General features: G+C 72.9%; 20 protein-coding genes. 12 read left to right on the top strand and 8 right to left on the bottom strand.

All coding sequences use genetic code 11. From position 1 onward, the window contains the following. Window positions 1-276: 276 nt before the first annotated feature. The 6 genes from dnaK (at window position 277) to EDD26_RS03895 (ending at window position 6,080) form a co-directional block, all read left to right on the top strand. The gene (dnaK, locus tag EDD26_RS03920) at window positions 277-2,160 is read left to right on the top strand and encodes a molecular chaperone DnaK (protein WP_123696511.1); all 1,884 of its coding nucleotides are present in this window, start codon (window positions 277-279) and stop codon (window positions 2,158-2,160) included. Beyond that, window positions 2,157-2,816, top strand: a complete 660-nt coding sequence (locus EDD26_RS03915; RefSeq protein ID WP_245989741.1) for a nucleotide exchange factor GrpE — start codon at window positions 2,157-2,159, stop codon at window positions 2,814-2,816. Before dnaK ends, EDD26_RS03915 begins: the two co-directional genes overlap by 4 nt. A gap of 13 nt (window positions 2,817-2,829) precedes the next feature. Beyond that, a complete protein-coding gene (locus tag EDD26_RS03910; RefSeq protein ID WP_123696510.1) occupies window positions 2,830-3,774 on the top strand; it encodes a DnaJ C-terminal domain-containing protein in 945 nt (314 codons plus the stop codon). Next, window positions 3,774-4,205: a heat shock protein transcriptional repressor HspR gene (locus EDD26_RS03905; RefSeq protein ID WP_123696509.1), complete on the top strand. Its 432-nt coding sequence runs from the start codon at window positions 3,774-3,776 to the stop codon at window positions 4,203-4,205. Before EDD26_RS03910 ends, EDD26_RS03905 begins: the two co-directional genes overlap by 1 nt. Window positions 4,206-4,272: 67 nt before the next feature. Next, window positions 4,273-5,469 (top strand): hypothetical protein, encoded by a 1,197-nt coding sequence (locus EDD26_RS03900; RefSeq protein ID WP_123696508.1) that lies wholly within the window; start codon window positions 4,273-4,275, stop codon window positions 5,467-5,469. Next, the gene (locus EDD26_RS03895) at window positions 5,466-6,080 is read left to right on the top strand and encodes a hypothetical protein (RefSeq protein WP_123696507.1); all 615 of its coding nucleotides are present in this window, start codon (window positions 5,466-5,468) and stop codon (window positions 6,078-6,080) included. The genes EDD26_RS03900 and EDD26_RS03895 overlap by 4 nt, the downstream gene beginning before the upstream one ends. 134 nt (window positions 6,081-6,214) lie before the next feature. Here the strand turns inward: EDD26_RS03895 and EDD26_RS03890 are convergent, their stop codons facing one another. Further along, window positions 6,215-6,706, bottom strand: a complete 492-nt coding sequence (locus EDD26_RS03890) for an Hsp20/alpha crystallin family protein (RefSeq protein ID WP_123696506.1) — start codon at window positions 6,704-6,706, stop codon at window positions 6,215-6,217. Between the two features lie 184 nt (window positions 6,707-6,890). Here EDD26_RS03890 and EDD26_RS03885 point away from each other — a divergent pair, with 184 nt between their 5' ends. Continuing rightward, window positions 6,891-7,598 (top strand): dihydrofolate reductase family protein, encoded by a 708-nt coding sequence (locus EDD26_RS03885; protein WP_245990022.1) that lies wholly within the window; start codon window positions 6,891-6,893, stop codon window positions 7,596-7,598. A 4-nt stretch (window positions 7,599-7,602) separates the two neighbouring features. On the opposite strand, the gene EDD26_RS03880 is transcribed toward EDD26_RS03885, so the two are convergent. Continuing rightward, on the bottom strand, window positions 7,603-8,211 hold the full coding sequence (locus EDD26_RS03880) for a uridine kinase family protein (RefSeq protein WP_123696505.1): 609 nt from the start codon (window positions 8,209-8,211) through the stop codon (window positions 7,603-7,605). A gap of 88 nt (window positions 8,212-8,299) precedes the next feature. On the opposite strand from EDD26_RS03880, the gene EDD26_RS03875 reads away from it, so the two are divergent. From EDD26_RS03875 to EDD26_RS03865, 3 genes are read left to right on the top strand one after another with little or no spacing between them, the layout of a single operon-like run. Further along, on the top strand, window positions 8,300-8,977 hold the full coding sequence (locus EDD26_RS03875) for a response regulator transcription factor (RefSeq protein WP_123696504.1): 678 nt from the start codon (window positions 8,300-8,302) through the stop codon (window positions 8,975-8,977). Continuing rightward, the gene (locus EDD26_RS03870) at window positions 8,970-10,301 is read left to right on the top strand and encodes a sensor histidine kinase (RefSeq protein WP_245989739.1); all 1,332 of its coding nucleotides are present in this window, start codon (window positions 8,970-8,972) and stop codon (window positions 10,299-10,301) included. Before EDD26_RS03875 ends, EDD26_RS03870 begins: the two co-directional genes overlap by 8 nt. A 57-nt stretch (window positions 10,302-10,358) precedes the next feature. Beyond that, window positions 10,359-11,219 carry a hypothetical protein gene (locus EDD26_RS03865; protein WP_123696502.1) on the top strand — a complete coding sequence of 287 codons (861 nt, stop codon included), beginning with the start codon at window positions 10,359-10,361 and terminating at the stop codon, window positions 11,217-11,219. An 84-nt stretch (window positions 11,220-11,303) separates the two neighbouring features. On the opposite strand, the gene EDD26_RS14980 is transcribed toward EDD26_RS03865, so the two are convergent. From EDD26_RS14980 to EDD26_RS03835, 6 genes are all read right to left on the bottom strand, one after another. Continuing rightward, the gene (locus EDD26_RS14980; RefSeq protein WP_123696501.1) at window positions 11,304-12,251 is read right to left on the bottom strand and encodes a WxcM-like domain-containing protein; all 948 of its coding nucleotides are present in this window, start codon (window positions 12,249-12,251) and stop codon (window positions 11,304-11,306) included. Further along, the gene (locus tag EDD26_RS03855) at window positions 12,248-12,649 is read right to left on the bottom strand and encodes a GtrA family protein (RefSeq protein WP_123696500.1); all 402 of its coding nucleotides are present in this window, start codon (window positions 12,647-12,649) and stop codon (window positions 12,248-12,250) included. Before EDD26_RS03855 ends, EDD26_RS14980 begins: the two co-directional genes overlap by 4 nt. Then, a complete protein-coding gene (locus EDD26_RS03850) occupies window positions 12,646-13,581 on the bottom strand; it encodes a glycosyltransferase family 2 protein (protein ID WP_123696499.1) in 936 nt (311 codons plus the stop codon). The genes EDD26_RS03855 and EDD26_RS03850 overlap by 4 nt, the downstream gene beginning before the upstream one ends. A 4-nt stretch (window positions 13,582-13,585) precedes the next feature. Further along, on the bottom strand, window positions 13,586-14,680 hold the full coding sequence (locus tag EDD26_RS03845; RefSeq protein WP_123696498.1) for a DegT/DnrJ/EryC1/StrS family aminotransferase: 1,095 nt from the start codon (window positions 14,678-14,680) through the stop codon (window positions 13,586-13,588). After that, window positions 14,673-16,793, bottom strand: coding sequence for a YfhO family protein (locus tag EDD26_RS03840; protein WP_148058690.1), 2,121 nt, complete (start codon window positions 16,791-16,793; stop codon window positions 14,673-14,675). Before EDD26_RS03840 ends, EDD26_RS03845 begins: the two co-directional genes overlap by 8 nt. Before the next feature lie 141 nt (window positions 16,794-16,934). After that, the gene (locus tag EDD26_RS03835) at window positions 16,935-17,666 is read right to left on the bottom strand and encodes a Pr6Pr family membrane protein (RefSeq protein ID WP_123696496.1); all 732 of its coding nucleotides are present in this window, start codon (window positions 17,664-17,666) and stop codon (window positions 16,935-16,937) included. Between the two features lie 124 nt (window positions 17,667-17,790). On the opposite strand from EDD26_RS03835, the gene EDD26_RS03830 reads away from it, so the two are divergent. Both EDD26_RS03830 and EDD26_RS03825 read left to right on the top strand, forming a co-directional pair. Continuing rightward, a complete protein-coding gene (locus EDD26_RS03830) occupies window positions 17,791-18,243 on the top strand; it encodes a GNAT family N-acetyltransferase (protein ID WP_123696495.1) in 453 nt (150 codons plus the stop codon). Window positions 18,244-18,309: 66 nt separating this feature from the next. Beyond that, window positions 18,310-20,544: an ATP-dependent Clp protease ATP-binding subunit gene (locus EDD26_RS03825; RefSeq protein ID WP_425453398.1), complete on the top strand. Its 2,235-nt coding sequence runs from the start codon at window positions 18,310-18,312 to the stop codon at window positions 20,542-20,544. Window positions 20,545-20,618: the final 74 nt, after the last annotated feature.

Here is a 20,618-nt window from a genome sequence, read left to right as displayed (position 1 = left end):
CCGCGGCGCCTGCGAGCGGCGACCTTTCACGGCGGATGCACAGCCGCGAAAGTTGACACAGGTCGACTCAAGGTGGAAAAGTTGAGCCATCGCGACTCAAGTCGGCGTCCAGCCGGGCGCAGGTCGCGGCTGCGGTTCCGGGGGACGAGCCCACCGCCAGGCAGCGCATCCAGCCGATGCGCTGCGGGGGATGTCGGTGCGCTCCTCCGCCGGAACCAAGCAGAGCAGGCAATCAGCAGGCAGACCGCAGCACAGCTGCGAACAGGAGGCACCACCATGGCACGAGCAGTCGGCATCGACCTCGGCACCACCAACTCCGTCGTCGCATTCCTCGACAACGGCGAGCCCACCGTCATCGCGAACGCCGAGGGCTTCCGCACGACCCCGTCGGTCGTCGCCTTCGTCAAGGAGGGCGAGACGCTCGTCGGCGAGCCCGCCAAGCGCCAGGCCGTCACGAACGTCGACCGCACCATCTCGTCGGTCAAGCGCCACATGGGCACCGGCTGGAAGCAGGACATCGACGGCAAGTCGTTCACGCCGCAGGAGATCTCGGCGCGCATCCTCGGCAAGCTCAAGCGCGACGCCGAGACGTACCTCGGCGAGCCGGTCACGGATGCCGTCATCACGGTGCCCGCGTACTTCAACGACGCCGAGCGCCAGGCCACGAAGGAGGCCGGCGAGATCTCCGGCCTCAACGTGCTGCGCATCATCAACGAGCCCACCGCCGCCGCGCTCGCCTATGGCCTCGACAAGGGCAAGGAGGACGAGCTCATCCTCGTCTTCGACCTCGGTGGCGGCACGTTCGACGTCTCGCTGCTCGAGGTGGGCAAGGACGACGACTTCTCGACCATCCAGGTGCGCTCGACCGCCGGTGACAACCGCCTCGGTGGCGACGACTGGGACGACCGCATCGTCGAGTGGCTCAAGAAGCGCTTCCAGGAGCAGACCGGCGTCGACGTCTCGAAGGACAAGATCGCCATGCGCCGCCTGAAGGAGGCCGCCGAGCAGGCGAAGAAGGAGCTCTCGTCGTCGTCGACCACGAGCATCCAGCTGCCCTACTTCTCGCTCACCGAGAACGGCCCCGCCAACCTCGAGGAGACGCTCACCCGCGCCCAGTTCGAGAACATGACGAAGGACCTGCTCGAGCGCACCCGCAAGCCGTTCGAGGACGTCATCCGCGAGGCCGGCATCACCGTCTCCGAGATCGCGCACGTCGTGCTCGTCGGCGGCTCGACCCGCATGCCCGCCGTCTCCGACCTGGTCAAGCAGCTCACCGGCGGCAAGGAGCCCAACAAGAGCGTCAACCCGGATGAGGTCGTCGCCGTCGGCGCCGCGCTCCAGGCCGGCGTGCTGAAGGGCGAGCGCAAGGACGTCCTGCTCATCGACGTCACGCCGCTGTCGCTCGGCATCGAGACCAAGGGCGGCATGATGACGAAGCTCATCGAGCGCAACACCGCCATCCCGACGAAGCGCTCCGAGACCTTCACGACCGCCGAGGACAACCAGCCCTCGGTCGCGATCCAGGTCTTCCAGGGCGAGCGCGACTTCACCCGCGACAACAAGCCGCTCGGCACGTTCGAGCTCACCGGCATCGCGCCGGCCCCGCGCGGCATCCCGCAGGTCGAGGTCACGTTCGACATCGACGCCAACGGCATCGTGCACGTGTCCGCGAAGGACAAGGGCACCGGCAAGGAGCAGTCGATGACGATCACCGGCGGCTCGAGCCTCTCGAAGGAGGACATCGAGCGGATGGTGAAGGACGCCGAGGAGAACGCGGCTGCCGACCACGCCCGCCGCGAGGCCGCCGAGCTGCGCAACACCGGCGAGACGCTCGTCTACTCGGTCGAGAAGGTGCTGACCGACAACGCCGAGCAGCTGCCCGACGACGTCAAGACCGAGGTGCAGGCCGACGTCGACGCGGTGAAGTCGGCCCTCGCGGGCGACGACGACGAGGCCGTGAAGACGGCGGTCGAGACGCTGCAGCAGTCGCAGTCGAAGCTGGGCGAGGCGATCTACCAGCAGGCGCAGGCGCAGCAGGGTGCCGAGGGCACCGACGGTGCGCCCGAGGACGGCGCCGCCCCGCAGGGCGAGCAGTCCGCTGAGGACGACGTCGTCGACGCCGAGGTCGTGGACGACGAGGACGAGAAGAAGCAGCCGTGAGCGAGCGCGAGGAGTCGAACATGCCCGACGAGTCGAACGAGCCCGACCGCCAGGACGCCGACGGCGCCCACGGCGAGGCCGGCACCCCGCAGCCCGCAGCCGCCGAGCCCGAGCAGACCGAGGAGGCCGCGCCCAGCGCGGCCGCCTCGGCGCCCGGTCCGGACGACCTGAGCGACGAGGACCGCGCCCTGCTCGAGGGCGAGGCCGCGGCGATCGAGGCTGAGCGTGCCGCGTTCGAGGCGAAGTCGGCCGCGCAGCTCGACGAGCTGCAGCGGCTGCGAGCCGAGTACGTCAACTACCGCAACCGCACCGAGCGGGAGCGCGCGGGCGACCGCGACGCGACCACGGCATCCGTCATCAAGGCGATGCTGCCGGCGCTCGACGGGCTCGACCTGGCCGAGAAGCACGGCGATCTCGCCGAGGGGCCGCTGGCGCTCGTGGCGCAGAAGCTGCGCGCCTCGTTCGACCAGCTCGGCGTCGTGCGGCTCGGCGAGGTCGGCGAGGCCTTCGACATCGACAAGCACGAGGCGGTGGCGCAGCTGCCGAACCCGGAGGTGACCGAGATGGTCGTCGCCGACGTCGTGCAGTCGGGCTACCGCGTCGGCGAGCGCACGGTGCGAGCCGCCAAGGTCGCGGTGTTCGTGCCGGCCGAGTGAGCTGAGGTCCGGCATGGCGAGCAACGACTGGTTCGACAAGGACTTCTACGCCACGCTCGGCGTGCAGAAGGACGTCACGCCTGCAGACCTCAAGAAGCAGTACCGCAAGCTCGCGCGCCAGTTCCACCCGGACTCCAACCCGGGCGATGCGAAGGCGGAGGCCCGGTTCAAGGAGATCTCCGAGGCGCACGCGGTGCTGTCGGATGCGAAGCAGCGGCAGGAGTACGACGCGATCCGCGCGATGGCCGGCGGCCGTCCGCGGTTCGCGCCGGGCGGCTCCGGTGGCTTCGAGGACGTCTTCGGCGGCTTCGGCGGCGGCCCGCGGGTGCAGTACTCGCAGGGCGACTTCGATGACCTGCTCGGCGGGATGTTCGGCGGGAGCAGCCCGTTCGGCTCGCGTCGTCCGGCCAAGGGCCGCGACGTCACCGCGCGGGCGGCGCTCGACTTCACGTCGGCGGTCCAGGGCGACACGCTCAAGCTGACCGTCGGCGGCAGGACGATGACCGTCAAGGTGCCCGCGGGCGTCCACGACGGCCAGAAGATCAAGCTGGCCGGCAAGGGCGATCCGTCGCCGACCGGCGGCGATCCCGGCGACCTGATCCTCACCGTGCAGGTGCGACCGCACCCGGTCTTCACGATGGACGGGCTCAACCTGCGCGTCGACGTGCCGGTCACCTTCGCGGAGGCGACCCTCGGCGCGACGATCGAGGTGCCCACGCTCGGTGGCAGCCCCGTGCGACTCAAGGTCGCGCCCGGCACGCCGTCCGGTCGCGTGCTGCGCGTCAAGGGCCGCGGCGTCGCCGGCAAGAAGGGCACGGGCGACCTGCTCGCGACCATCCAGGTCGCGGTGCCGAGTCACCTCACGAAGGACCAGGTCGAGCACCTCGAGCGCTTCGTCGAGGCGGGCCCGACCGAGTCGCCGCGCGCCGACCTGCTCGCGAAGGCGAAGGCAGCCTGATGGCGAGCGCGCCGGCCGGCTTCGACGAGACGTCGCCGATCTTCTCGATCGCGGCGGCCGCCGAGCTGGCCGGCCTGCACGCGCAGACCCTGCGCCAGTACGACCGGCTCGGGCTCGTGCAGCCGAGCCGCACCGCGGGCAACACCCGCCGGTACTCGATGCGCGACGTCGGGCGGCTCCGGCAGGTGCAGCTGCTCTCCGGCGAGGGCGTCTCGCTCGAGGGCATCCGCCGCATCCTCGAGATGAGCGACGAGAACCGCGACCTGCGGCAGCGCGTGCGCGAGCTCGAGTCGGCGCTCGCGGATGCGGTGATGCAGCAGCAGGGACGCCGCGTCTTCGCGGCCGGCACCGCGGGCATCACGACGATCCGGGCGGGCGCCCGGCCGACGAGACCGGGCTCGGTCGTGCTCTGGCGGCCCTCCGCCCGCTGACCGCCGCGCAGCGCCGAATGCTGCGCAGGGCCGGATGCCGCGCAGGGCCGGATGCGATGATGTGCGCGTGGACCAGGAGCCTCGCGCGAGCGTCGACCCCGCGGCGCCCCCGCCGCCGGGCACCGACACGCCCGTGCCCTCGGACGCCACCGAGCGAGCCGCCGCCGCCGGCCGCGTGCGGCGGCGCGAGGCCCCGGCAGCACCCGCCGCCGACCGGCTCGTGCCGGCCAAGGCGATCGAGACCCGCGCCGAGGAGCGCGCGCGACTGCGGCGCGAGCGGCTCCTGCTGCAGCCGCCCGTCGGCGCGCAGGGCGTCGCGAACCCCGCCGCCGGCTTCGCTCCGTCCGGCGCGATGCTGCCGCCCGGGCTCATGCCGGCGGTCGCCGACTCGATGCCGCAGCGGCTCGCGCCGCAGCAGCAGACCGCTGGGCACCCGCAAGGCGTGGCTCCGCACGGAGCGAACCCCTACCTAGCGCCTGCGTACGCCGCAGGTCCGTATGTCGCAGGTCCGTACGGTGCTGGCCCCTACGCCGCTGGTCCCTACGTACCCGGCCCGTACGCCCCGCCCGGGTACGGCCCCTACCCCCAGCTCGTGCTGGTGCCGCCGCGCATCCGCTGGACGACGCGGCAGCGCAGCGCGGCGCTCCTGAGCTCCTGGGTCGGGCAGACGCTCATGGCGCTCGCGACGCACCTCCTCACCGCGTTCTTCCTGATCGTCGGGTTCGCGTTCCTCCTGCACGCCTCCGGCGACGAGGTCTCCGACTTCGAGGCCGACTCGTTCACGACGGTCGTCTCGCTCTGGTCGACGCCGGAGCGCATCGGGGCCACGGTCGTCATCGGGCTGCTCGTCGGCGGCGGCCTCCTCGCGCTCGGCTGGCTGGCGCAGGCCCTCTGGTCGAAGTCGGCCGGACTCGCGAAGCCGCACCGCTCGACCTGGCTCGCCTGGCTGTGCACGACGGCGACGACCGGCTTCATCGGCGTGATGGTGTGGCCGATGGCGCTCATGGGCGGACTGTTCTTCATCCTCGGCGCGAGCTCCGCCTCGCTCACGACCGGCACGATGTGGACGACCCTGTTCGCGCTGCTCGGCATCGCGATCGTGCTGACGGGCGGCGTCGGGCTGCTGTTCGGCTGGCTCTTCCTGTCGACGGCCCGGCCGCGGGTCGACTTCGCCGCGCTGGCCGAGCAGGAGGAGGCCGCGGCTCGCGCTCGCGACGAGGCGGAGCTCGCGCGCGTCGAGCTGCGCGGCGAGCCGAGCCGGTGAGCCGCGCCCGGGCGGTCGCGCCCGACCCGCTCGACGCCGGGCAGCGCGCGGCGGTGCGGGCCGCCGGCAGCATCGGCCTGGCGCTCGTCGCGGCCGGCGCGAGCCTCGTGTGGGGGCTGCTCGTCGCGGCGATCGTGCTGCTGCTCGTGCGCTCGGTGGTGGTGGATCTCTTCGACGACGTCGCGTGGGGGCGCTCGGTGGTCGCGTGGGTCGAGCAGCTCGACGGCACGCCGCTCGCGCCCGTCGTGCTCGGGCTCGTGCTGCTCGCGGTCGGGGCGATGGCGCTCGGCTGCTGGCTCAGCACGCGGCGGATGCACCGGGCCGGCGTGCCCGCGGCCGCGGCGGTCACGTTCCGAGGCGCCGCGCTCGGCACCGGCATGCAGGCGGTGCTCTCGACGCTCTCGAGCTGGCTGCTCGGCCTGCTCGTGCTGCTGACCGGGGTGATCGGCTTCTGGATCGTCGCGGCCATCTACGTCGCCGGCTCGATCGTCGTCTCGACGCTCATCGGATGGCTCGCCGGGCCGCGCACGTGGCTCGCGATCGCCCGGCGTGAGGCACGGCGCGCGGTCGGCCCGGAGCATCCGGCTGTCAGGGGCGTCACGAGCGGATAGTGCGGTCGAGGCGTCGCTGGGCGCCGGATCCGCCGGGGGTGCCGGTCACCCCGCGCACGCAGCGGCGCCCCCGCCGCGGGGACGGGGGCGCCGCTGCGTGGATGCGCCGCTGCGGCAGGCGCCGCTGCGCCAGGTCAGGCGCCGGTGCTCGCCGACTCCGAGGGCGGCGACGCGTCAGCGGTCTCGTCCGAGCCGCCGGCGCTCAGCTGCGACCGGCGGTCGCGCTGCTCGACCGAGATCTTGCGCGGCTTCGCGCGCTCGGCGACCGGGATCGTCAGCATGAGCACGCCGTGCTCGTACGTCGCCTCGATGCGCTCGAGGTCGACGTCGTTGCCGAGGCCCAGCTGGCGCATGTAGCGACCGGCCGGCCGCTCCTGCGCGAGCCACTGCGCTCCGTCAGCCGCGCCGATCGTGCGCTCGGCCTGGATCGTCAGCGTGTTGGCGTCCACGTCGAGGTCGATCGAGCCGGGGTCGACGCCCGGCAGGTCGACGTTCACGATGTAGTGATCACCCGCGCGGTAGAGGTCCATGGGCATCCAGCTCGACGAGCGCTCGGTGCCTCCGCTCGTCAGCAGGCGGGCGGCCATCCGGTCCATCTCGCGGAACGGGTCGAAGGTCAGTGCCATTGACAACCACCTCCTCAACGTCGGGCCGTCGCCCCCATGCGACGGTCCCCGGTGTCTTAGGCAGCCCCTCGGGGCGTGCCCCGCGGAGCGACGCCAGATTAGCACTCTCGGTAGGAGAGTGCCAGCCGTTCTCAGCGACCTCTCGGCAGCATCTGACCCCTTGCGAAGGGTCCGGGTGCCCCGCATGCTCGATGGGATCGCGGCTGGCGCCGATGCCGACGCGACCGACACCGAGGGGGCGCAGATGCGACTGATCGCGCACGAGTTCATGACGCTGGACGGCGTGATGCAGGGGCCGGGCGGGGCGGAGGAGGACACCTCCGGTGGCTTCCGCTACGGCGGATGGGTGGCCCCGGCGTTCGACGAGACCGTCGGCGAGGTCGTCACGGGGTGGTTCGCGAAGACCGACGCGCTGCTCTTCGGCCGCGTCACCTACGGGATGATGGCCGACTACTGGCCGCAGGTGACCGACCCCGACGATCCCGTCGCCCAGCGCCTCAACACCGCGCCGAAGCACGTCGTCTCGACGACGCTCCGGCCCGAGGACGCGACGTGGGGCGGCACGGAGTCGGTCATCGGCGACGACGTCGTCGCGCGCATCCGCGCGCTCAAGGAGGGCGGCGACGGCGAGCTGCAGGTGCACGGCTCGTGGCAGCTGCTGCAGACGCTGATCGCCGAGGGTCTCCTCGACGAGCTGCGGCTCATCGTCTTCCCGACCATCGTCGGCCCCGGCAAGCGGCTCTTCGACGACGTCGCGCAGCCGTCGGGCTTCGACGTCACGGATGTGCGCATCGCCGACAGCGGCGCGGTGGCGATGACGCTCACCCCGGCGCCGTTCCGCACCGCGACCTACGCCATCGTCGACGGCAAGGAGGTCCAGGTCGAGGGCTGAGCGGTCAGGCGCGCCCGGCGCTCCGCGCGAGGATCCGCCTCGCGGCGCGGACCCGCACCGGGCGGCACCCCGCGTCGGTCAGGCGGGCGACGATCACGGGCTCGCGGCGCGCGAGCAGCATGCCGCGGCGCACGAGGAACGCGGGGCTCTTGCGGCGCTCGCGGAGGTCGCGCGCGAACCGCAGCCCCATCGTCACCCAGCGGGAGCGGTGCACGCAGAGCGCGTCGGCGAGGATGCCGCGGCGGCGCGCCTCGGCCACGACCTCGCCGACGAAGACGCCCTCGGCGACGAAGAGCGTGGCGCCGTCGAGCGTGACGTCGCGGCTGCCGACGGTCGCGCTGCGCGAGATGTCGTAGACGGGCGCGCTCGTGCGGCCGGTGCGCGCGAGCTGCTCGAGGGCGTCCGCCGCCCGATCGAGGTGCCACGAGCCGGGGTGGTCCCAGTCGACCTCGCCGGTCTCGAGCCGCGGCAGCGCGGGGTCGTCGCCCTCGCGGTAGAAGTCGTCGAGCCGCAGCACCGGCAGCCCGGAGCGCTCGGCGATGCGCGACTTGCCCGAGCCCGAGGCCCCGCCGATGAGCACGACCCGCGCGAGGGGCTCGGCGACGGCAGGCATGGGCTCCATCATCCCAGATCGGCCGACCCGCCCGCGTCGACCGGCGTCGTTCAGCGCCGCGTCAGTCGCCAGGCGGCATGCTCGACGCATGCGGGTGCTCCTGGTCGACGACGAGGTGCGGCTGGCCGACGGCATCCAGCGCGGGCTCCGCGCAGAGGGCATGACCGTCGACGTCGCCCACGACGGCGTCGACGGCCTCTGGCGCGTGCGGGAGTTCGCCTACGACGTCGTGCTGCTCGACGTGATGATGCCCGGCATGAGCGGCTACCGGGTCTGCCAGACGATGCGCGCGGAGGGCAACTGGACGCCCGTGCTCTTCCTCACCGCGAAGGACGGCGAGTGGGATGAGGTCGAGGGCCTCGACACCGGCGGCGACGACTGGCTCACGAAGCCGTTCTCGTTCCCGGTGCTCGTCGCCCGCATCCGCGCGCTCGTGCGGCGCGGCGCGCGCGAGCGGCCGGTGGTGCTCGAGGCGGGCGACCTGCGGCTCGACCCGGCCGCGCGCACGGTGCACCGCGGCGACACCGAGGTCGAGCTGACGGCGCGGGAGCTCGCGGTGCTCGAGCTGCTCATGCGCCGTCGGGGCGAGGCGGTGACGAAGGCCGAGCTGCTCGACGACGTCTGGTCGGAGGACTTCGAGGGCGACCCCAACATCGTCGAGGTCTACGTCGGCAGGATCCGGCGCAAGGTCGACCGGCCGTTCGGCAGGGATGCCATCCAGACGGTGCGCGGCGCCGGCTACCGGCTGGCGGCCGACGGTGGCTGACGCGGACCGCCCACCGCCGCAAGGCGCGTCCATCCGCCTCCGGATCACGGCTGCCGCGCTCGCGGTCGTCGCGGTCGCGCTCGGGCTCGGCGCGGTCGGCATCGTGTGGTCGCTCGACCGGCTGCTCACCGCCTCCGTCGCCGAGCAGCTCGGCGACGAGCTCGCGGCCCTCGCCGACGGCGTCGACGCCGGCACGATCCAGACCGCGGCGCTCGTGCAGCGCGACGACGACGTGCTCGTCGCCCTGCGCTCCGCCACCGGCGTTGTGGTGAACGCCGACCGGGCGACCGCCGTGCCGGTGCCGCCCGGCGCGGAGCCGCTCGAGGCGACCGTGGAGGGCGAGCGCTACGTCGTCGTCGCCCAGGAGGTCACGGCCGGCACGATCGTCGTCGCGCGCTCGGCGGCCGACATCGACGACGCCGCGCGGCTCGCGACCTCGCTGCTCATGATCGCCGTGCCGCTCGCGATCGTGCTCGTCGGGACGGTCGTCTGGATCGTCGTGGGCCGTGCCCTCGCGCCGGTCGATCGGATGCGCGCGCAGGTCGACGCGATCGACGCGACCGCGCTCGACCGCCGCGTGCCGACGAGCGGCCGCGACGACGAGGTCGACCGCCTCGCCGCGACCATGAACCGGATGCTCGCGCGCGTCGAGGAGGGCGCGAGGGCGCGGCGGCGGTTCGTCGCCGACGCCTCACACGAGCTGCGCTCGCCGCTCGCGTCGATGCGGCAGTTCGCCGAGCTGTCCCGCGCGCATCCCGACTCGACCGCGCCCGGCGAGCTCGCCGACGTCGTGCTCGAGGAGGGCGAGCGGATGCACGGCATCGTCGAGGGGCTGCTGCTGCTCGCCCGGCTCGACGAGCACGAGGCCGGCCAGCGGCGGCCCGTCGACCTCGACGACCTCGCGCTCACGGAGGTGGAGCGGGTGCGCGCCCTCGGGCGCGTGGCCGACGGCTCGGCGGTGCGCGTCGCGCCGGTCGTCGGCGACGCGCGGCTGCTCGCCCGGGCGCTCCGCAACCTCGTCGACAACGCCCTCCGCCATGCGCGGGACGCCGTCGCGCTCGGCTCGGTCGTGCGCGACGGGCGCGCGATGGTGTGGGTCGACGACGACGGGGCCGGCGTGCCGGAGTCGGAGCGCGAGCGCGTGTTCGAGCGCTTCGTGCGGCTCGACGAGGGGCGGGCGCGCGACGACGGCGGCTCCGGTCTCGGCCTCGCGATCGTGCGCGAGGTCGCGAGGGCACACGGCGGCGACGCCTGGATCACCGCCTCGCCCTCGGGCGGTGCGCGCTTCGTGCTCGAGCTCCCGGTCGCGACCGATCGATCCTGAAGCGGTGTTCAGCATCGTTCAGACGCGCGTCAGCGGTGGTCGAGGAAGGTGAGGCCCATGAACGAGACTCCCCGCGACCCCCAGCAGCCCCACGGCCAGGACGGCGACGGCCAGCACGCCGACGCCATCGCCGCCAACGACCCGGCCCCCCGCGACCCCGCGACCGGCGACGCCGCGCTGCGCGACGCCGACGCCACCACCCGCATCCACGAGGCGGCCCCGGCCGGCGCCCCCAAGCGGGGTCGCGGCATCCTCAAGCCCGTGCTCATCGGCTCGGCGGCCGCCCTCACCGTGCTCGCCGTCGCCGGCGTCGGCATGACGATCGCCGACGCGGTCGACGACGGCGACGACCCCTCGCCCTCCGCCTCGTCGGCGCCGCTCGCATCGGCCCCGGCGCCGAGCGCGTCGAGCGACCCGACCTCGACCGACGACCCGACCTCGACCGATGCCCCGAGCGCGACCGACGGCCCGAGCGCCAGCGCCGAGCCCGGCGACGACGACGCGCCCGCCGGCGGTGCGGCATCGGCCGAGGCATCCGACCTCGTCGCCGCCATCGACGCGGCGATCGCCGCCGCCGGCGGCGGCTCGGCGACGAGCATCGAGGTCGAGCAGGGCGCCTGGAAGGTCGACGTCCGGCTCGACGACGGCAGCGAGCTCGACGTGCGCGTGCCCGTCTCGGGCGACGCGGTGGTCCGCGAGGACGACGACGACGACGACCGCTCGAGCGACGTGCCGCTCGACCCCTCGCGCATCGCCGGGATCATCGACGCCGCCGTCGCGGCGGCGGGCGGCGGCACGGTGACCTCGATCGAGACCGAGGACGACCAGGTGCGCTACGAGGTGGAGGTCGCCGTCGACGGCGACGACGTCGACGTCGAGCTCGCCGAGGACCTCGCGGTGCTCTCCGCCGAGCGCTGATCCTGCGCGACGACCGCCGCCCGCCCGATGGCGACGCGGCGGTCGTCCGCGTGCGGCGGCGCCGTCAGGACAGCTGCGCTGGAATCACGACACCTGGCTCGCCGGGCTGGGCGCACCCGCCACGATGCTGAGGAACTCGTCGTACTCGCGGATGTAGTCGGCGTTGTCGTACTCGTGCGAGGCCAGCACGACGAGCACGGCGTCGGGGCTGTAGGCGTACTGCGTGCCCCAGGTGAGCGGCTGCATGTAGAGCCCGATGTCGGGCGCGTCGAGCAGGTACTCGCGGCGCTTCGTGCCGTCGTCGGCGATGGCGTGCACCGAGCCCTTCACGCAGATCAGGAACTGGTGGCACGCGCGGTGGGCGTGCGCGCCGCGGGCGTAGCGCGTGGGCACGTCGTAGACGATGAACATGCGCTTCGGTGGGAACGGCAGCCCCGCCGCGAACTCCACGGCCGAGAGCGAGCCGCGGAGGTCGATGGCGTGCTGCAGCTCGATGAGCCCGAAGCCGCCGTCGGCGATCGCGTGGTTGATGGATCCCGGCGCCGCGTGGATCGGCCCGATCGTCTCGGTGTCGGCGTACCCGATGATGCGGGCCGGGTTGCCCGCGACGATCGCGTACGACGGCACGTCGCGCGTCACGACGCTGCCGGCGCCGACCATCGCGTGGCTGCCGATCCGGATGCCCGGCAGGATCGTCGCGTTGCCGCCGATGGATGCGCCGTGCTCGACGACGGTCTGCGGGTAGGCGTCGGGCCGCTGCTTGCTGCGCGGGAAGCGATCGTTCGTGAAGGTCGCGTTCGGCCCGACGAAGACGTCGTCCTCCAGCCGGATGCCGTCCCAGATCTGCACGCCGCACTTGAGCGTCACGCGGTCGCCGATGACGACGTCGTTCTCGACGAAGACGCCGTCGTTGAGATTGCAGTCGGCGCCGATGACGGCGCCCGGCAGCACGTGCGCGAACGCCCAGATGGTCGTGCGGTCGCCGACCCGCTCGCTCTCGCAGATGCCCCGCTCGTGCACGAAGTGGTTCACGAGTCCACCTTTCCCAGTCGATGCCGCGGTCGCAGGAACAGGAGCCGTCCTGCGAGGAAGCTGAGGGGCACGGTCACGGCCAGCAGGATCCCGCTGGTGAGCAGCAGCTCGACCAGTCCGACGGGATCCGTCAGTGCGACGATGAGCCGGCCCACCATGTAGACGACGACGTAGACGGCGACGAACGCGCCCATCCGTCGCCAGCTGGCGCCGGTGCCGAACACGAAGCGCGGCGTCATGGCGGTGACGAGCGCGAGGCCGGCCAGGTAGCCCGCCGTGTACGCGATCCAAGGCGCGACCACGAGGCCCAGCAGGATGAAGATGCCGTAGCTCACGGCGACGTTGAGGCCGCCGACGAGGAGGAAGCGCACGGCCTGCCTCCCGAGCTCGCGGCTCATCGCTCGAACTCCGTCCTGCGTGCCACGATCGCGTGCGGGCGCCGCTTCGAGTTGTCGAACCCGCGTCGCACGTAGCTGCCGATCACGCCGAGCGCGATGAGGATCGCGCCCGTGCCCCCGAGGTTGACGAGCATGAGCGCGGTGAAGCCCTCGACCGGGATCCTGCCGAGCGCCCAGGAGATGAACACCGTGAGCGCGATGACGATCGTCGTGACGGTGCCGAGGATGCCGACGAGCGTGATCACCGTGATGGGCGCGTTCGTGAACGAGAACGAGCTGTCGAGGAAGTAGCCGATCTTCCGGCGCAGCGACCAGCCGCTCTTGCCGTGCTCGCGCGCCACGCGGGCATAGGGCACCTCGACCCGCCGGTAGCCGACCCACAGGAGGAGTCCGACGAGGCTCGAGTGCGACTCCTCGAGCGCGACGAGCCGGGCGGCGACCTCGCGCGTGCAGCCGAAGATGTCGATGCCGCCCTTGGGCATCTCGGGCTGGATCAGCCGGCGGTAGAGCGACCAGTAGGTGCCGGAGAGCAGCTTCGACGAGCCCGGGTCGTCGCGCGACTGCCTCGTGCCCACCGCGACGTCCCAGTCGCCGGCCTCGAGGATGGTGAAGAACTCCTCGACGAGCGACGTCGGCTCCTGCAGGTCGGCCGCCATGACGCCGACGTAGTCGCCCCTGACGACCGCGAGCCCCGAGCGGATGGCCTCGAACGACCCGAAGTTCCTGGAGTGCTCGACGAGCTGCACCGAGAACGGGGCGTCGGTGAGCTCGGCGCGGATGACGTCGGCTGAGCGATCCGGCGAGCCGTCGACGACGAGCACGACCTCGAGGTCGCGCCAGCGGGTCGACAGGTCGCGGAGCCGCGCGAAGAGGCTCGGGATCGTCTCCTCGTTCTTGTAGACGGGGATGACGATGGAGTACCGCGGGGCCATGGCGTCACGACATCTCGTGGAGCGCGGCGACGACGCGCGCCTGCTCGTCGTCGGTGAGCCCCGCGTAGAGCGGGACGCTGATGATGTGCTCGCTCGCCCACTCGGTGACCGGCAGCGGCGGCGCTTCCGGCTCGGCGATCGGCTGGTGGTGGTCGGGGAGCGGGTAGTGGATGTCGTGCCCGATGCCGTGGTCGTCGAGGATCGCGGTCACCCGCTGCCGGTCGTCGACGACGACGACCGCGAGGTGGCCCGCATAGGAGGGGGTCGCGCGGTTGACCATCCGGATGCGCCCGCTCGCCGCCGCCTCGTAGCGCGCGTGGATCTCGCGACGACGGGCGACGTCGGCGTCGAGCGCGGGCAGCAGGCGCCGCAGGACCGCGGCCTGCAGCTCGTCGAGGCGGGAGTTGCGGCCCCCGGCCGCCGACGAGCGGTACTTCGACGACCAGCCGTACTGCCGCAGCTGGCGGATGCGCGCGACGAGCTCGACGTCGTCGCTGAAGACGGCGCCGCCGTCGCCGACGGCGCCGAGGTTCTTCGTCGGGTAGAAGCTCGTCGTGGCGACGGTGCCGAACGTGCCCGCGGCCCGGCCGTCGCTGCGGGCGCCCATCGCCTGCGCGCAGTCCTCGACGACGGGCACGCCGTTGGCGGCCTCGACGATGCCCCGGGCGTCGGCCATCTGCCCGAACAGGTGCGTGACGACGATCGCGCTCACGGGCATCGGCGCGCTCCGGAGCGCAGCGTTCACCGTCGCCGGGGTGGCCTGCAGCGTCGCCGGATCGACATCCGCGTACCAGGGGGTCGCGCCGATCGCGCGGGTCGCGGTCGACGTGTAGCCGCCGGCGTTCGCGACGGTGATGACCGCGGTCCCGGGCCGCGCGCCCACCGCCTGGAGCGCGAGCTGCAGGGCGTCGGTGCCATTGCCGACGCCCGCAGCGGCCGCGATGTCGAGCGAGGCGGCGAGCTCGCGCTCGAAGGCGTCGTGCTGCGGGCCGAGCACGAACCAGCCGGAGGCGAGCACCTCCTCGATGGCGTCGCGCACCCCGGGTGCGGTGCTCTGCAGCCCGCGTCGGAGGTCGTTGAAGCGCACCACGTCAGGCATCGATCTCTCCTCGACCGTCCGGGCCGGCGCGGCGCCGACGCGAGAACCACAGGATCGCGGGCGCGAGCGCGGCGATGACCGCTCCGGCCCAGAACAGCAGCCAGCCGGTGCCGAGCCCCGGCGTGGCGTAGGTCAGCGTCAGGCGCGACTCGCCCTCGGGCACGTCGACCGTCACGAGGCCGTCGGTCGCCGTCGGCGCGCTCGTCGCGCACGCGTCGATCGCGCACACGGCCGCCTGCCAGCCGCGGTAGTACGGCTCGTTCAGGACGACCGCGCCGGCCGTCGTCGCCTGCAGCTCGTACTCGAGGCGCTCCGGCTCGTACGCGACCGGCGTGACCCGCACGCCTCCGCACGCCTCCTCCGCGCATCCCTCGTCGAAGGCGGCCGCGGTGATCGCCGTGCCGGGGCGGGAGAGGAAGGCGAGCAGCTGCTCCGCGCGATCGCCCTCGCTGATCGCGGACCGCAGCGCCTCGAAGTAGGTGTTGCCCTTGAGGTTGAGGTACCCGCCGAGCGCCGCCTCGCCGGTGTAGTAGGCCACGTTCCACTCGGTGCTCCGGATGCCGTCGAGGTCGACGTCCGCGGGCAGCGGGGTGCGTCCCGGTCGCCGGTCGCCGGCCTGCGGCTCGGTCGCTGCGACGAGCTCCCCGACGAGGCCGTCGAACCGGCCGAGCTCGGCCTCCACCCGGTCCGTCCGCCACGGCCCGCGGTTCGAGTAGGCCCACAGGCCGCCGGATGCGACGACGCCGACGATCAGCAGCGCCGCGAGGTCGCGCCGGCCGCTGCTCACGGCGAGCACGAGCGCCGCGGAGGCGACGAGCACCGCGAGGGTCAGGGCGTAGTCGCGCAGGTCGATGCGGGCAAGCAGCCCGCCGACGGCGAGCAGCACGACGACGGCCGCGGCGGCGGCCACGCGCGTCCGCTGCCAGGGGAGGGGGGCGCGGTGCCGCACGAAGCCGTCGACCGCCGAGGCCGCGAGCAGCAGCACGCCGAAGAGCATGAAGACCTTGAAGTCGCTCATGGTGAAGCGGCTGAGCGACAGCCCGGGGAGCTGCTGCAGCGCGTCGAACCACGGGAACAGCGGCAGCCCGAGCAGCGCGGCGGGGATGAGGATGCCGAGCCCGAGCCGCGTGAGCGGTGACCCGGGGCGCGCGAAGAGGGCGGCGAGCAGCACCGCGGCGGGGATGAAGAACGAGCGCATCGAGATGTCGTTCGGGTAGAAGCCGTAGTCGTAGCCGAACTGCAGCGAGAGGAGCATCGACCACGACCACTCGGACGCGTCAGGCGCCCGCACGCCGCTGAGGTCGTTGCCCAGCGCGTAGGGCAGCAGGCGCACCATGCTGAGGAGCAGCGCGGCGACCATCCCGATCCCGAGCGGCAGCAGGAGGTCGGCGAACCGAGCGCGGCTCTGCACCTGCTGCAGCACCACCCAGACGGCGCCGATGCACGCGTAGGCGACGAGCATCCCCGGGTAGACGCCGGATGTCGCCTGCCACAGCACGAGCGTCGCGACCGGGATCGACCACCAGCGCCGCCACGGCCACCTCGTCGACGCGACGAGCAGCACCCACGGCAGCCACGCGTAGCCGCGGGCGATGTCGGGGTGCTCGGCGTTGCTGAAGGCGCCGACGGCGAAGAACCACCCGGCTGCAGCGAAGAGGCCGGCGAGGAACGAGACGCCGTGGCGGCGCACCAGCAGGTATGCGCCGACGCTGCCGAACGCGACGTGGACGGCGGAGAGGAACGCGAGGGCCCACGGCGTCAGCGGCACGACGGCGGCGACGGCGCCGTACGGCAGGTACCAGGCGCTGTTCTGCAGGCTGAGCGACGAGGGATAGCCGCCCCGCACCGCCGGGATCCACGACACCGGGTCGAAGAAGCCGCCGTGCGCCCACCACCAGTACGCCTCCTGCGCGTATGCGCCGAGGAAGTCCCACGGGGGCACGCGGGCCCCTCGGATCCAGCCCTCGAGGACCAGCACCTCGAGGGCGGCCACGAGACCCGCGAGGACCGCGACCCTGAACCACCGGCGCCCGGACAGCCGGCGCAGCCAGGCGACGCGATCGGCCAGCGGCGTCGGGCGCACGCGCTCGTCTGCTGGGTGGATCAGGTGCATCGTCGACCTCCCGGACCGTCGACAGCGGTGGGAGCGGGCCGTGGATCCCTAGCGTCGTCCGCGTCGGGGGCGAGCGGGCGCTCTTGACGAACTCCTGACGCAGTGCTGAGCCTGCAGAGAGGAACCTCGGAGGGGCGGTCGCTAGGCGCGCGCGGCGTCCGTCGTCCGCGGCGCGAGCGACCGGCGGCGCGAGCGCGCGTACGCGACGAGCGCGGCCGCGCCGAGCAGCACCGTCGCTGCGACGATGAGGCACATCACCGCCACCCCGGCGTAGCCGTTCGCGTGCGTCGCCGGGTCCAGGAACGGGTACGGGTACCACCACGACCGGCCGCTCGCCTGGTCGAGGGTGACGGGTCCGCGGAGCAGCGTGTAGACGAGCCACAGGACGGGGTAGATCGCGACGATGCGCAGATCGGCGAAGCGGACCTCGCGCTTGCCCGCGGTGAGCAGCCAGTCGATGAGCATCCAGAGCGGCGCGATGAGGTGCAGCACCTCGTTCGACCAGCCGAGCGTCGCGCCCTGCGGCAGCTCGATGCCGCGCAGCAGCGCGTTGTAGACGATGCCGGTCACGACCATGTACGTCGTCGCGCACAGCAGCAGCACGTCGAAGCGACGCCCGATCCTGGGCCGGCCGAGCTGGGCCGCGACCAGCAGCGCCAGCACGACCATGGCGAGCACGTTCGACTCGATCGTGAAGAAGCTGAAGAAGTTCAGCAGGTCGAGCGGGATGGATACGTCACCGCGGGCGGTCCAGAAGGCGACCGAGGTGATGAGCTGGCCGATCACCGCTGCGAGGATCGCGATCGCGATGATCGCGCGGCCGACGAGCACGACGCGGCGGATCGGCGAGGCGGTGGTCGGGCTGGTCGTCATGCGGGCTCCTGACTCCGGCGGTCGGGTCGTGCACCGCGATCACCGCGAGCGTAGCCGGATCGACCGCACCCGGCTCGGAGCCGCGCTCGGCTGGGGCCGCGCTCGGCCGGGCTAGCCTTCGCGCATGGGCCCGATCACCGTCACCGACGACCTCGCGCGCATCGACCTCGACGTCGTGCACCGCTGGCTCTCGACCGACGCCTACTGGGCGCTCGGGCGATCCCGCGAGACGGTCGAGGCCGCGGCCCGCGGGTCGCTGAGCTTCGGCGCGCTCGTGCGGTCCGACGACGGTGACGAGCTCGTGGGCTACGCGCGCGTCGTGACCGACCGCGCGACGTTCGCCTGGCTCTGCGACGTCTACGTCGCGCCGTCCGCGCGCGGGCGAGGGGTCGGCTCCGCGCTCGTGCGGGCGGTGCTCGAGGCGCTCGAGCCCATGGGCCTGAGCCGCGTCATGCTCGCGACCCACGACGCACACGCGCTCTACCGGCGCCACGGGTTCGGTGAGCCTGCGCACCCGGAGTGGCTCATGGCGCTGCAGCCGACGCCCGCCGCGTCGCCGGCGACGCCCGCCGTCTAGCCAACGTCCAGCATCCGGAGTAAACTTGAGCCGACAGCACTCAAGTTTGATCGGATGGGGGATTCGATGGCACGGATGGGCGGCATGATGCCCGGTCAGGACGACCAGCGGTCGGCGCTCGAGCAGTTCGGCACCGACCTGACGGCGATCGCGCGAGCAGGCAGGCTCGACCCGGTGATCGGCCGCGACGCCGAGATCCGCCGCATCAGCCAGGTCCTGTCGCGCCGCACGAAGAACAACCCTGTGCTCATCGGCGAGCCCGGCGTGGGCAAGACGGCCGTCGTCGAGGGCCTCGCGCAGCGCATCGTCGCGGGCGACGTGCCCGAGAGCCTCAAGGGCAAGTCGCTCGTCTCCCTGGACGTCAACGCCATGATCGCGGGCAGCAAGTACCGCGGCGACTTCGAGGAGCGCATGAAGAACGTGCTCGCCGAGATCGCGAAGGCCGAGGGGCGCATCGTCACGTTCATCGACGAGCTGCACATCATCATGGGCGCCGGCGCGGCCGAGGGCAGCCAGGGCGCGAGCAACATGCTGAAGCCCATGCTCGCCCGCGGCGAGCTGCGCCTCATCGGCGCGACGACGCTCGACGAGTACCGCGAGTTCATCGAGAAGGACGCGGCCATGGAGCGCCGCTTCCAGCAGGTGTACGTCGGCGAGCCGAGCGTCGAGGACACCGTCGCGATCCTGCGCGGGCTCAAGGAGCGCTACGAGGCGCACCACAAGGTGACGATCGCCGACAGCGCGCTCGTCGCCGCCGCATCCCTCTCGAACCGCTACATCACCGCCCGCCAGCTGCCCGACAAGGCGATCGACCTCATCGATGAGGCCGCGAGCCGGCTGCGCATGGAGATCGACTCGGCCCCCACCGAGATCGACCAGCTGCGCCGCACCGTCGACCGCATGGAGATCGAGCGGCTCGCCCTCAAGCGCGAGCGGGACGACGCGTCGAAGGAGCGGCTCGCCGCGCTCGAGCAGACGCTCGCCGGGCTGCGCGCCGAGCTGTCCGAGCTCGATGCGCGCTGGCAGACCGAGCGCGCGAGCCTCAACCGCATCGGCGGGCTGCGCGAGCAGCTCGACGAGCTGCGCAGCCGCGCCGAGCGCGCCCAGCGCGAGGGCGACCTCGAGCGCGCCTCGCGCCTGCTCTACGGCGAGATCCCGCAGATCGAGGCGCAGCTGAAGCAGGCCGAGACCAGCGCCGCCGAGGCGGGCGCCCGGATGGTCGGCGACCAGGTGACGGCCGACGACATCGCCGCGGTCGTCGCGGCCTGGACCGGCATCCCCGTCGGGCGGCTGCTGCAGGGCGAGACCGAGAAGCTGCTCGCGCTCGAGGGCGAGCTCGCGCACCGCGTGGTCGGCCAGCGCGAGGCGGTCACGGCGGTGGCGGACGCGGTGCGCCGCACTCGCGCGGGCGTCTCCGACCCCGACAAGCCCACCGGCTCCTTCCTCTTCCTCGGCCCGACCGGCGTCGGCAAGACCGAGCTCGCGAAGGCGCTCGCCGAGCTGCTGTTCGACGACGAGAAGGCGCTCGTGCGCATCGACATGTCGGAGTACGGCGAGAAGCACTCGGTCGCGCGCCTCGTCGGCGCCCCTCCCGGGTACATCGGCTACGAGCAGGGCGGCCAGCTCACCGAGGCCGTGCGGCGCCGCCCGTACTCCGTGATCCTCATGGACGAGGTCGAGAAGGCGCACCCGGAGGTCTTCGACCTGCTCCTGCAGGTGCTCGACGACGGCAGGCTCACCGACGGCCAGGGCCGCACCGTCGACTTCCGCAACACCATCCTCATCCTCACCTCCAACCTCGGCTCGGCCTACCTCACCGACCCGACGGTCGCGCCCGAGACGGCGCGCGACGAGGTGATGGGCGCGGTGCGCGCCGCGTTCAAGCCGGAGTTCGTCAACCGCCTCGACGACATCGTCATCTTCGACTCGCTCTCGATGGAGGAGCTCGGCTCGATCGTCGACATCCAGGTGCTCGGTCTCGACCGGCGGCTGCGCGAGCGGCGCCTCGTCGTCGAGGTGACCGAGGCGGCCAGGCAGTGGCTGGGGGAGCGCGGCTACGACCCGATGTACGGCGCGCGGCCGCTGCGCAGGCTCATGCAGCGCGAGATCGACGACCGGCTGGCCCGCGCGCTGCTCGCCGGCGAGGTGCGCGACGGCGACACCGTCGTGGTCGACGTGCAGCCCAGCGGCTCGGGGCTGTGGGTCGGCCCGCAGGGCGCGGCCCGGCCGGCGCAGTGGTCGTTCGACGCCGAGTCCGACGCGAGCGGCGTCGTCGAGGGCGAGCCCATCGACGACCTCTAGCGGGCGTCCGCCCGAGCGGGTGCCGACAGAGCGGGTGCCGACAGAGCATCGGCGGCAGGGCATGATCGATCGGG

It is taken from the genome of Agrococcus jenensis, from assembly GCF_003752465.1.
In the GTDB taxonomy this organism is placed as follows: Bacteria; Actinomycetota; Actinomycetes; order Actinomycetales; family Microbacteriaceae; genus Agrococcus; species Agrococcus jenensis.
This window is presented reverse-complemented; position numbering and strand designations above follow the sequence as displayed.